The following is a 12,175-nucleotide window of genomic DNA, read 5'->3' on the forward strand; positions in this document are numbered from 1 at the left end:
ATTATATCATATACTAAAAAATTTTTATATATTCCTACGCCTTATTATATGCCATAAAAAAGCCTTAATATACAGTCATTATATAAATAAAAATAGCCTAAAATCCTCTAATATAATAAAGGATTTTAAGCTATTTAATCAAAGTCTAAAATCTACTATATAGTTTAGTCACCTTTAAAAGCTTTTTACTAAGGTTTTCACTTAAATCTTCTTCTCTTATTCTAAATCTCCAATTGCATCCTAGTGTTGATGGCTCATTCATTCTAGCTTCGTTGCCAAGCCCTAATATATCTTGCATTTGCATTATAACAAGTTTACTCCTACTTGATAGTACTCCTCTTAAAAACCCAAAGTTTATTCCCTCTTCTTTATTTATATAAAAGTAGTCCTTAGCCATCTCCCTATCTTTTTTATTTTTAATATTATTATACCAACCAACTATAGTTTCATTATCATGAGTGCCTATATAATAAACACAATTTTCATCTACATTATGTGGCAAATAATCACTATCCTCTTCTCCAAATGCAAACTCCAGCACCTTCATACCTGGAAATCCTGCTTTATCTTTAAATTCTTTTACTTCATCAGTTAAAAAACCTAAATCTTCTGCTATTATATCAAGGTCTCCAAGTTCACTCTTAACTGAATTAAACAGCTTAATACCAGGTCCTTTAACCCATTTTCCATTCTTTGCAGTACTTTCTCCATAAGGAACTTCCCAATAAGATTCAAAACCTCTAAAGTGATCAATTCTTACCATATCATATAGTTTAAAACTCTCTTTAATTCTAGATATCCACCATTTAAAACCATCCTTCTCATGTTCCTTCCAATCATATATAGGATTACCCCATAACTGTCCATCTTCTGTAAAAGCATCTGGAGGGCAACCTGATACAACTTCTAATTTCAAATCTTTATCTGTCTTAAATAGCTTAGGATTTGCCCATATATCCGCACTATCTTCCGCTACATATATAGGTATATCTCCTATTATTTTTATTCCATTTTTATTTGCATATGCTCTTAATCTCATCCACTGTTTAAAGAATTCGTATTGAACAAACTTCCAAAAATCTATTTCATAAGATAATTTATCTCTACACTCTTTAAGTATCTTATCTTCTCTCACCCTTATTCCTTTATCCCAATTTCTCCAGCTGCATAATGCTAAGTTTTTCTTAATCGCCATATATAAAGAATAATCATCTAACCAGAATTTATTTTTGGTTTTAAATTCCTCATAGTCTTTAAAGTCATCCTTATTGAAATTCTTATAGGCTTTGTTTAAAATCTTATATTTAACCGTAAAAAGTAAAGCATAGTCTATGGATTCCCTATTTGCTCCATAGCTTTCATTTATATAGTCATCTTCCTTTAATAATCCCTCATCCTTTAATAAGTTAAAGTCGATAAAATAAGGATTCCCAGCAAAGGCTGAAAAACTTTGATAAGGAGAATCACCATAACTAGTTTGCCCTAGAGGTAGGATCTGCCAATAACTTTGTCCACTTGCCTTTAAGAAGTCAATAAAGTCATATGCCTTTTCCCCTAAAGTTCCTATTCCAAAGTCTCCTGGCAATGATGATATATGCATCAATATTCCACTACTTCTTCTCATTTTTCCTCCTTTAGATTTAATATTTTTTATAAATATATCTAATATCTTCTATGACCTGAAAATACCTTCTAACTTTATACTTTGTTAAAATTTTAACCTTTTTGTATCTATTTGTTAATATTTTAACACATATCGTTTTTTTAACTACTGATAATCCGTGTCAAAGCTTGTATTTTCAAGGTGTTGGACTTTGTCGAACTTTGCATGTTATATTTTTAACAATAGTTTTTTAGTTCTTTATCAAGCTTATTTTCTATAATTTTCACTACATTATCTAAATTTTTCTCTCCCTCTGTTTTTATTAAATCAAAGTTATCTATTCCAATATCTTTAACTTTATAAGCCCACTTTATTACATTCTCCTCGCTTTGCTTATTATCATCATAATTTATAGTTATAAATCCTTTGGATATCTCAACATCTATACTTGTAATACCATTTAGCTTGCTAAGAGCCTTCTCTAAAAATACTTCATAACTTCTATATTCCTCTGATAACATCTTTAAGCACTTCATCTCTATTACTACTTGTCCTTTTAAACATTCATAAACCTTTATTTTTATTAACCTCTTTATTAGTTTTGCTTGTATTCCCATACATTCCCCCTACATACTTAAATTATTTTCATTAAATCATAAAATTTTAACGTTTATCCTAAAATAAAAGTATTATAATTAACTTATATACTTTTATGGAGGTGCTTATTTTGGAAAAATTAGAGCTATTTATTAAAAATCTATGCGGAGAATTCAATAATGATGAACAAATATCTAAAGAAAAAGCTTTAGGAAAAATAATTCATCCAAAAGCTCATCATATAAATGGAGTATGCAATGATAAAATTAAAAATATTCCTGAAGGCTTTAATGGTTACTTTGTTATAGAAGAAAGTTATTATGATATGGGGAACTTCAAAAATATTCTTCCTCATTTATTCTTATTTAAATTAAATAAAGAAGGAAATGTAGTATTAGAATCTTATGAATTACCTGAAGGTATAGTAAAAGAAGACTTTAGAAATGATAATGTAAATTTAATTATGGATTTTAACGAATTAAAAGTATCTCCTAAATTTACTCCAATGATATATTCTTATAAAGATGGTAGCTTTATTGGAGAAAGTATAAGTCATTTTACACCTAGTACAACATTCATATTGAAAGAAAGAATGTCAGATGGTGTTCTAGAAGTAAGTGAAGTGTTTAAAAAGGATGATAAAATAACATTTGGATTCGAGTCTCCTATAATATATAAGAGATTGGATTAATGATAATCTTAAACTTAAATTAAAACAAAAAGATAGACATATATTAAATGTCTATCTTTTTTCTATTCTTTATAATTGTTTTAATTCTTCTAATTTTTTATCTAGCGATTTTGCTAAATACAAAAAGGTAAACTGAAGAGCAAAAAATACTATTGCAGATAATATCTCTATCCATATAGAACTAAATAGCTCAAATTCCATAAAAGATAATAAAATATAGATGGCACTACACAATATTGTAACGAGTGCAGAATGCTTAAATACAATTGCCACCTCTTCTTTACTTAACTTACTGAGTGCTTCCTCTTTACTCATAAATTCCTTCTTCACCTCTAATTTTTATATATAAATTTTTCATTTTTATTTGTATAGTAAATTATACCATAAAATTATATGATAAAATTATATGATAAAGTTATCTTACTATATATAACAAATTTAATGTTTTTAAATTTAACATCGAGATATACTTATTATCTTAAGATCTATTTAACTCTTTAATAGTAATTTTATTTTTTATGATAGCTATAAACTACGCGATAAAATAACTTTGTTATTTCATATTCTTTAATAGCTGAGTTAAGAATTTATAGAATCGTCCAACAGATTCTATGCTAAAATGCTCATTTGCAGTATGTACATCAAATATATCTGGTCCAAAACTTATTATTTCTACATCAGATGGTAATTTTTCTTTAAATATTCCACTTTCAAGCCCTGCATGTAGAGCGGTTATTTGCGGCTCAATTCCAAATAAATCATTATACGTTTTTACGCTTAAATCTTTTATTCTTGATTTTGGTTCATATTGCCACTCTGGATATTCACCATTTTTGTCCATAGTAGCCCCTATTGCATAACAAAGAGCCTCTATTCTATTTACAATTTCATATGTTTTGCTCCTAACTGAACTTCTTATATCAATAATAAATTTAATTCTATCTTCTAAGGTTTCTACTATCCCAACATTTAAGCTACTTTCTACTAACCCTTGTATTTCTTTACTCATAGATTGTATTCCATCTGGAACTAAAAATAATAATTTTATTAAACTATCCGTAACCTTTTTAGTTAATTGTTTCTCTAACTTTTCATCACTTTTAACTATAATATGAATATCTGAATCTTCTACTTTATATTCATTCTTAAAGTCTTTTTCTAAATTAGCGCAAATCTCTTTAACTTTTTCTATTTCTTCTTTTCTTACACTAATTATAGTTTTACAAGAACGAGGTATAGCATTAGATTTCGATCCACCATTAATTGTTGCAATATTAAAGTTAACTTCTTTACCTAACGTATATAAAAGTCTTCCCATTAACTTATTAGCATTTCCTCTTTGCTTGTGAATTTCCATTCCAGAATGCCCACCTTTAAGTCCTGCAACCTCTAATTGCAAAGACTCTCCATTAAAATCTTCAAATTCTATTTTTATTTCTGGGTAAACCAGAATTCCACCAGCACAACCTAAAATAAATACTCCCTCTTCTTCAGCATCTATATTTAAAAGAACTTTTCCTTTCAATCCTGATGTGTCTAACTCATTAGCTCCACCCATAACGGTCTCTTCTTCTGTAGTTACTACAAACTCTATTGCTGGATGCTCTATTACATTAGAATCTAATATAGCTAGCCCATATGCTACTGCTATACCATCATCAGCTCCTAAAGTAGTATCTGTTGCATAAACAAATTCATCATCAACAATTCTTAATTTTAATGGATCTTTTTCAAAGTCATGATTGCTATGCTTTAGCTTCTCACATACCATATCCATATGACCTTGGATTATAACTCCTGGTATATTCTCATACCCTTTTGTAGCAGGTTTTTTAATTATTACATTTAAAGCCTTATCTTGAATGACTTCAAGATTTCTCTCTTTTGCAAACTTAACAAGATAATCACTAATTTCTTTTTCATTTCCAGAATCATGAGGTATTCTTGTTAAATCTTCAAAAAATTCAAATACTTTTTTAGGTTCTAAATTTTCTAATACTCTCATTTTGCTCTCTCCTTTAAACAATATTTAATCAAACAAAACAGAATTAATGATTAAATAATTCTGTTTTGTTTGATTTATAAATCTTATATAATAATATCTCATTTATTGATTTACTTCCAATAGCCCATTCTTTTGCTACTTTTTTAGTTTTAATTTCTACACTCTTACATAGTGCTCTAGTATATGGAATTGTAGGTTTCTATCCTATTAACAAACTATTTAATTTTAATACCTTACTCAATGCTCTCTCTGCACTTTAATTAATCTTTTGAAATTTTTTGCTATACTTTAAGACTAGAATACTAATATAGCTTAACTTGAATTATTTAATTATTATATATTTTATTCAATAAAAAAGGTGACTACGTTCTCGGAAAAACTTTTAGTCACCTTTTTATCACTTTTTAAGCACTTTTTAAGCACTTTTTAAGCAAAATAAATGACTTAACCTACGTGGTTAAGTCATTTATTTATTGTATATGGCACCCCTAACAGGAATCGAACCTGTATCTATCCCTTAGGAGGGGACTATTCTATCCATTAAACTATAGGGGCGTAACACATTAATTTTATTACAATATAATCTATATGTCAAACATTATATGGAAAATACCACCAATATCTTTCTATAAACTTTCCTCTAAAGCTTATTCGTAATTATTTTCAATGGTTTTCTCAAAATATCATTATAAACTTTTTTACTAAAATAATTAAAAATAGAAGCAGTTAAACTGCTTCTATTAGTATTTTATATGCTTTTATTGTTCAACATGTCTTCTAACTCTAATTAAGCTTACTACCGCAGCAAGTATTGGTATTGATGCTGCTATTGTAGCCCCTGATAATATCCATTGCATTGTTGTAAGTTTATTTAAAGTAAATATAACTCTTCCTATTGGAGTAATAAATCCAAGTAATACTATTCCCATCATTATAAATACCAATGCAACTTTAAATGGTGTAAGTGGTAGTGCAACCTTAAATAGTATTACCATACTTACTCCTGCAAGCATAAGTACTGCAAGTGTTCTTGCTGTTTCAATAGATGCACCTGCATAGTTATATGATATAGCAAAGGTAGCTGAAACAAATATTGCTATCAAGACACCATTTGGTATACTAGCTGTTAGTATTCTTCCAAGGAATCCTTTTTTAACTCTTTCTCTATTAGGTAGTAGTGCTAAGAACAGTGCTGGTATTCCTATTGCGCAACTTCCTATTAATGAAAGCTGTATTGGTTGTATTGGGAATGGAAGTAATAGTATTGAAAATACAACTGCAAGTATTATTGAGTAAGTTGTCTTTGTTAAAAATAACTGTGCTACTCTCTCTAAGTTATTTATTTGCTGTCTTCCTTCAGCAACAACCTTAGGTAATGCACTAAAGTTTGATTTCATAAGCACAAGTTGTGATACTGCTTTTGTGGCATCTGATCCATTTGCCATAGCTATTCCACAATCAGCTTCTTTAAGTGCTAAAACATCGTTAACTCCATCACCTGTCATGGCAACAGTATGCTCATTTTCTTGAAGTGCAATTACAAGTGATTTTTTTTGATGAGGAGTAACTCTTCCAAATACACTATACTTCTCAACTTCTTTTTTTAGCTCTTCCATATCCTCTGGAAGTTCTCTTGCATCTATATAATTTTCAGCACCTTCTACTCCAGCTCTCTTTGCAACTGAAGATACGGTAACAGGATTATCTCCTGATATTACTTTAACTTTTACTCCTTCATCTTTAAAGAATTTTAAAGTTTCTGGAGCATCTTGTCTTATTATGTCTTCAATTAAGATTAATGCAACTTTCTCTACATCTTTAAGCTTTTCTCCTCTTAATGAGTTAAGATCTGATTTTGCAAGTATAAGTACTCTTCTACCCTTCATCGCTTCTTCTTCAACCTTAGCTTTAATTTCTAGATATTTATTTCCCATTACTATCTCTGGAGCTCCAAATATCCAAGATCCATTATCTTTAGTTACTATTCCTCCCCATTTTCTTTTTGATGAGAAAGGAACCTTTTCTATTATCTCGAGTCCTGAATCTTCTTTATATCTATCTAGTACTGCTTGTTGAGTTGGATTTTTACTAGGTAAATTATGTGCTATAGATGATAATACATCATCTATTTCTTTGTTTTCATAATCTGATAAGTTTATTACATCTATTAATTTTAAAGTACCTTCTGTTATTGTCCCAGTCTTATCTACGCATAAAACATCTACTCTTGCTAAAACTTCAGTTGCTGAAAGCTCTTGTACCAAAGTATCATATTGAGACAACTTTATTATTGCAACAATAAACGTTGCACTTGTAAGTAACACTAAACCTTCTGGTACCATACCTATTATTCCTGATACAGTTCCTATTACCGCATCTTGCCAACTAGCTTTTATAAATATAAGTTGAGTAGTTGCAAGTATTATCCCTATAGGAATTATTAGGAAAAGTAGTACTTTTAATATTTTATTTAATGAATTTTGTAATTCTGAATTTGTTATTTTGAATTTTCTTGCCTCATTTGCAAGTTTTGAAGAATATGTATTAGCTCCAACCTTAGTAATTCTCATATATCCTTCCCCAGCTACAACGAAACTACCAGAAAGAATTTTATCATCTTTTTTCTTATGAATAGGATCTGCTTCTCCTGTAAGCATTGATTCATCTATTTCAAGTTCATTTCCTTCACTTAAAACTCCATCAGCCAAAATCTGATCTCCGGATGTAACATATACTATATCATCCTTTACTATCTCTTCTATTCCTATTCTTCTAATAAATCCACTTCTTATTACATTACAATTAGCTTCGCTAATTACTGAAAGCTTTTCTATTATGTTCTTTGCTTTAACTTCCTGTATAACCCCAATTAAACTATTTACAACTATTACACCTGCAAATATTGCATTTTTAGGCGAACCTGCAATTATTACTGCTGCTGCAAGAACAAGATTTAGTGCATTAAACATAGTAAAAAAGTTAGATCTTAAAATTTGTGGAAAGGTTTTTGATGGAGCCTTAGGAATTTTATTTGTTTCTCCCCTTAAAATTCGCTCTTTCACCTGTTCCTCTGTTAACCCTATTATTTTTTCATTTTTCCCTATATCATAAGATTCTCTACATTCCATCACATAACTCCTTTACTAAACCGTATTTCATATAAATACTAGTTTAATTCACTAATCTTAATTTACTCTTAAATTTTTGCAAATATATAATAAATTTATCCTTAAGACATCTTAATTCCTAACTTTATTTAAATATTTAAGCAAATTTTTGCTACTCTCTAATACATTTTCTTTATAGTCTATATCACAATAATAATTACTTCCATCTAAGACCGGAATAACATCATTATATAATACTAGTTCAGCATTTCCAGTCTCCTTTATTTTATCATGAAAATCGCTTGCAGATTTCTCACCTTCACCAACTCCTCCAATAACCCATTTTTTTATATATTGATTTGTAGATACTATTTGTTCACCAAGCTTATTTGTATTTAAATTTAAATGCAGCGGAGTTTTTATTATATATATATTAAAACCTCGTTGTGCAACTTCTGCCATAACAGGAATATAAGATTTCTCATCTATATTATTTTGTGGATAAAATATATAACCTACCATAGCCTCCCTCTCTTTTGGCTTTACTAATATACTGTTTTTAAAATTACTAACAGTTACTAATCTGTTATCCACAAATCCTGCTATATTTTCCATACTAGCCTGTGAATAATTTTGTTTAGAATAAATAAATATTCCTAAAAACAAAATGACAATAATACTTGTAAGTATCATAGGAAAAAATTTTTTCATTATTTTCACCCCTATCTTATTAAGTATTATTGCCAAAAACCCTTATATTTTTTCTACTTTTTTTATTTCTATTCTGCTCGATTTAATTATAAACTCCATATTAAAGCTTTCTTCAGCCTTATAGTAAGCCTTGACTTTTACTTTATAATCATTTGAATTTCTATAATCATTTATTTTTTCTATATTAATTAATTCAACGTCTTCTTTTGAAAACCTTCTTCTATTTTTTGTTTCATAATATATTGCTCTATCGATGTATGGTAGCAAAAGCGTTATTATAACTTGTCCCTCATATTCATCACTTATGTTTTCACATTCTAATTCACTTTTAAAGTTATTATCCACCTCTTTTTTAGCCTCATCTATATAGTCACTTCTCATATAATCTTTAATTATTCCCCAGCATTCTATTTTATTGAATTCTTCTTGTTTTGAATTAAAGTACACTATAATTGGAGATTCATCTAATATATTATGTTTATAAAAAAATATTTTATCGCCGTAAACAATACTTTCTATAGCTAATTTAAGTTCTTTTCTAAATATTTGATCCCGTTTTTTTATATCAAGTCCATTTAATGGCCCATCAACATGCAAATCAATTTTTAGAATATATTTGTTCCCCATCTTAGACCATTCTGCTAAAACTTCATCTCTAGTAGCTGTAATCTTATTATATGCAAACTTTAGTCCTACATCTAAATATAAATCACCAGTTTCATCTGAGTGAGTAAGAGTATAACACCTTGGAATTATAGGCTCTTCCTTAGTAATTCCTTTCATAAAGGTTACATTAAGTTTATCTTTTATAAAATTACTCATATTACTTATCACCTTCTCTATTTAAATATCTTACTTAAAATATATGTCACTCTATTTTTTTTAGTTCTTTTAAATTTTTACAATTTATAATATACTTTTTTTATATGATTTATTTAAAACTTAGAGAGGATTGGTATTATGTTAAGAACAATACTTTTCTATCCTGGAATAATTCTTAGTTTAATTATTGCACCTATTGGATTAATTAAGATAAAGTATTTAGAAATTAAAGGGAAAGATGCAGAGCGAACTACCGCTATCTACAAAGTAACCCACACATGGGCAAAGTATATTATGTGGATTAGCGGTGCTAAGCTTAAAGTATATGGAAAAGAAAACATTCCTAAAGATGAAGCGGTATTATTTGTATCAGACCATCAGAGTAATTTTGATATACCATTAATAATGAGTACAATTGATGTACCTAAAGGATTTATTGCAAAAAAAGAATTAGAAAAATGGCCTGCAATTAGTATGTGGATGAAATATATTAATTGTGTCTTCATGGACAGAAGTAATATGAGAAAGTCAGCAGAAGCAATTGTACAAGGTATACAGATCCTTAAATCAGGATATTCAATGGTTATATTCCCTGAAGGAACTAGAAGTAAGGGTAAACCTGTAGCAGAATTTAAAGCAGGTAGCTTTAAATTGGCCTTAAAGTCAAAGGTTAAAATAGTCCCAGTTACTATAAACGGATCATACAAACTTTTAGAGGCTAACGGAGGTAAAATTAAATCTTCTGATGTTGAAGTTTATATACATGAACCTATAGATGTTACTACCCTTTCAAAGGAAGAAATATCTGAATTACACAATAAGGTTCGAGATATCGTAGTCTCAAAATTACCTAAAGAACAACAATAAAATTTGAAGGGAATAACCCTTCTTTTTTTTGTATAAAAAATTAACAAATTATTATTTTTTAACACTTTGTTAATTTTTAATGGTAATATTTTTCATACTTATCCTTTATACTTATGTGTATACTTATGCTTATAATGGAGGTATACAATTTATGAAAAAATTACTTATAGGAATTCTTATTTTAGGAAGCACCTTAGTCGTATCTGGTTGCGCAGATAAATCATCACAAAATAGTGCTGCTAATAACCAAACTGAGCAAGCGGTAGTACAGGATAATTCATCTAGTAATAATGATAACGCAGATATAAACAAACAAACTGATACTACTAAAACTAATGATAAAGATAATTCTACTAATAAAGATTCCGTAAAAACTTCTGAAAATCAAAAAGAGTCAGATATAACTAAAGATAAAGAAACTACTGTAAAACCAGCTACTAAACCTACTAAAAAAGAAGCTGAAATTGCTAAACAAACTAGTACACCTAGCAAAAATGAAGTAGTTAAAGATAGAGTAACACAAAATAAAGATGAATCATCTAAAGATGCTATGGCAAAATATTATGGAACGTGGCGTATAGAAAAAGTTATTGGCTATACATCATTAACTACAGCTGATACTAAACCTCTTAATAAGACAATAGTTTTAAGTAAAGAGAAATATACTAATAACTCATTTGGATTTACAATAGATGAACCTAAATATTTAATCGCTAAAGTTCCTGCAAAGGCTTTCTGCAATGGATATAAGATGGATTCATTAAAAGGAACTGGTTTAAAAGGGAATACAATTACAGCATTAGATATAACTAGCTCAACTAATCCTAATAGTGATTTTGATGAATTATATATACAAGATGGTTATCTTGTGTATCTACAAGATGGTGTATTCTTTAAATGTGTAAAACAATAATGTCAATTAATTATAATAAATAATAATATTAAGAGAAGTAACTTAATATTTAGTTATAAAAAAAGGAAGAGTTAAGTAAATTGCACTCTATGTCAAAGACAATAAAAAAGGAGACTATACTACTAAAATCTGATTATAGTATACTCCTATATATGAGAGTCATATTCACAAATGGAATTTTTCGCTATTATCTATAGCTTATTTTCTTTATTATAATTAATAGTGATAAGAGAGCATACTAACTAATATTGCAACATTATAATTTGTCTTATAACTATTTTAGATAGATTTTTACTGTATCCACTCCATAATATCAACTTGTTCAACACGAACAATTACTGGCACCCTATTCTCAATATAATATATAAATTTAAAGAGTGTTTGAAATATTTCAAACACTCTTTTGATTTATAAGTAAAATACTCTAGAATTACTTACGTTTTTTCTTTTTTAATACTAACACCCCACCTAATGAAGTCATAATCGCTCCCATATATGGTAATGTACCTTCATAACCAGTCTTAGGTAACCTTTCTACTTCACTTGAATTAGTAGTCTCACCTGATTCCTCCTGATTTGTCATTACTGATGTCTCTGGTTTCCCTGCTTCTCCATTATCACCCGGTAAATCTGGCGTTGTTTCTTCCTCACCTTGTAAATCCGGTGTTGTTCCTCCTGTTCCTGGTGTCTCCGGTTTTCCTGCTTCTCCACTATCACCCGGTAAATCTGGCGTTGTTCCTTCCTCGCCTGGTAAATCCGGTGTTGTTCCTCCTGTTCCCGGTGTCTCTGGTTCCCCTGCTTCTCCACTATCACCCGGTAAATCTGGCGTTGTTCCTTCCTCACCTGGTAAATCTGGTGT

At 29.0% G+C, this 12,175-nt stretch carries 11 protein-coding genes and 1 tRNA gene; 3 read left to right on the top strand and 9 right to left on the bottom strand.

Going from position 1 to position 12,175, the window contains the following annotated elements:
* Window positions 1-145 precede the first annotated feature (145 nt).
* Together malQ and JOC62_RS15420 are read right to left on the bottom strand one after the other, a co-directional pair.
* On the bottom strand, window positions 146-1,624 hold the full coding sequence (gene malQ, locus JOC62_RS15415; protein WP_204596183.1) for a 4-alpha-glucanotransferase: 1,479 nt from the start codon (window positions 1,622-1,624) through the stop codon (window positions 146-148).
* A 215-nt stretch (window positions 1,625-1,839) separates the two neighbouring features.
* The gene (locus JOC62_RS15420; RefSeq protein ID WP_204596184.1) at window positions 1,840-2,220 is read right to left on the bottom strand and encodes a hypothetical protein; all 381 of its coding nucleotides are present in this window, start codon (window positions 2,218-2,220) and stop codon (window positions 1,840-1,842) included.
* 110 nt (window positions 2,221-2,330) lie between these two features.
* On the opposite strand from JOC62_RS15420, the gene JOC62_RS15425 reads away from it, so the two are divergent.
* The gene (locus JOC62_RS15425) at window positions 2,331-2,891 is read left to right on the top strand and encodes a hypothetical protein (protein ID WP_204596185.1); all 561 of its coding nucleotides are present in this window, start codon (window positions 2,331-2,333) and stop codon (window positions 2,889-2,891) included.
* Window positions 2,892-2,960: 69 nt separating this feature from the next.
* Here the strand turns inward: JOC62_RS15425 and JOC62_RS15430 are convergent, their stop codons facing one another.
* The 6 genes from JOC62_RS15430 to JOC62_RS15455 form a co-directional block, all read right to left on the bottom strand.
* Window positions 2,961-3,206 carry a hypothetical protein gene (locus JOC62_RS15430; RefSeq protein ID WP_204596186.1) on the bottom strand — a complete coding sequence of 82 codons (246 nt, stop codon included), beginning with the start codon at window positions 3,204-3,206 and terminating at the stop codon, window positions 2,961-2,963.
* A 238-nt stretch (window positions 3,207-3,444) separates the two neighbouring features.
* Window positions 3,445-4,896: an aminoacyl-histidine dipeptidase gene (locus JOC62_RS15435; RefSeq protein WP_204596187.1), complete on the bottom strand. Its 1,452-nt coding sequence runs from the start codon at window positions 4,894-4,896 to the stop codon at window positions 3,445-3,447.
* A 480-nt stretch (window positions 4,897-5,376) separates the two neighbouring features.
* Window positions 5,377-5,451: transfer RNA gene (locus tag JOC62_RS15440), tRNA-Arg, on the bottom strand.
* A 203-nt stretch (window positions 5,452-5,654) separates the two neighbouring features.
* Window positions 5,655-8,024: a cation-translocating P-type ATPase gene (locus tag JOC62_RS15445; protein ID WP_204596188.1), complete on the bottom strand. Its 2,370-nt coding sequence runs from the start codon at window positions 8,022-8,024 to the stop codon at window positions 5,655-5,657.
* A 111-nt stretch (window positions 8,025-8,135) separates the two neighbouring features.
* Window positions 8,136-8,714: an alpha/beta hydrolase gene (locus JOC62_RS15450; RefSeq protein WP_204596189.1), complete on the bottom strand. Its 579-nt coding sequence runs from the start codon at window positions 8,712-8,714 to the stop codon at window positions 8,136-8,138.
* Between the two features lie 42 nt (window positions 8,715-8,756).
* Window positions 8,757-9,536 carry a staygreen family protein gene (locus JOC62_RS15455; protein WP_204596190.1) on the bottom strand — a complete coding sequence of 260 codons (780 nt, stop codon included), beginning with the start codon at window positions 9,534-9,536 and terminating at the stop codon, window positions 8,757-8,759.
* 138 nt (window positions 9,537-9,674) lie between these two features.
* Here JOC62_RS15455 and JOC62_RS15460 point away from each other — a divergent pair, with 138 nt between their 5' ends.
* Together JOC62_RS15460 and JOC62_RS15465 are read left to right on the top strand one after the other, a co-directional pair.
* Window positions 9,675-10,403, top strand: coding sequence for a lysophospholipid acyltransferase family protein (locus tag JOC62_RS15460; protein ID WP_204596191.1), 729 nt, complete (start codon window positions 9,675-9,677; stop codon window positions 10,401-10,403).
* 151 nt (window positions 10,404-10,554) lie between these two features.
* Window positions 10,555-11,316 (top strand): hypothetical protein, encoded by a 762-nt coding sequence (locus JOC62_RS15465; protein ID WP_204596192.1) that lies wholly within the window; start codon window positions 10,555-10,557, stop codon window positions 11,314-11,316.
* Between the two features lie 430 nt (window positions 11,317-11,746).
* On the opposite strand, the gene JOC62_RS15470 is transcribed toward JOC62_RS15465, so the two are convergent.
* On the bottom strand, window positions 11,747-12,175 hold a 429-nt coding region (locus JOC62_RS15470; RefSeq protein ID WP_204596193.1), incomplete at its 5' end, for an LPXTG cell wall anchor domain-containing protein.

The sequence above is a fragment of the Clostridium sardiniense genome (genome assembly GCF_016907995.1).
GTDB classification, from domain to species: Bacteria; Bacillota; Clostridia; order Clostridiales; family Clostridiaceae; genus Clostridium; species Clostridium sardiniense.

Excerpts from the sequence above, each read along its gene's own strand:
- malQ (WP_204596183.1), bottom strand. The coding sequence starts at position 1,624 with ATGAGAAGAAGTAGTGGAATATTGATGCATATATCATCATTGCCAGGA.
- JOC62_RS15450 (WP_204596189.1), bottom strand. The coding sequence starts at position 8,714 with ATGAAAAAATTTTTTCCTATGATACTTACAAGTATTATTGTCATTTTG.
- JOC62_RS15460 (WP_204596191.1), top strand. The coding sequence starts at position 9,675 with ATGTTAAGAACAATACTTTTCTATCCTGGAATAATTCTTAGTTTAATT.
- JOC62_RS15455 (WP_204596190.1), bottom strand. The coding sequence starts at position 9,536 with ATGAGTAATTTTATAAAAGATAAACTTAATGTAACCTTTATGAAAGGA.
- JOC62_RS15420 (WP_204596184.1), bottom strand. The coding sequence starts at position 2,220 with ATGGGAATACAAGCAAAACTAATAAAGAGGTTAATAAAAATAAAGGTT.
- JOC62_RS15465 (WP_204596192.1), top strand. The coding sequence starts at position 10,555 with ATGAAAAAATTACTTATAGGAATTCTTATTTTAGGAAGCACCTTAGTC.
- JOC62_RS15430 (WP_204596186.1), bottom strand. The coding sequence starts at position 3,206 with ATGAGTAAAGAGGAAGCACTCAGTAAGTTAAGTAAAGAAGAGGTGGCA.
- JOC62_RS15435 (WP_204596187.1), bottom strand. The coding sequence starts at position 4,896 with ATGAGAGTATTAGAAAATTTAGAACCTAAAAAAGTATTTGAATTTTTT.
- JOC62_RS15445 (WP_204596188.1), bottom strand. The coding sequence starts at position 8,024 with ATGGAATGTAGAGAATCTTATGATATAGGGAAAAATGAAAAAATAATA.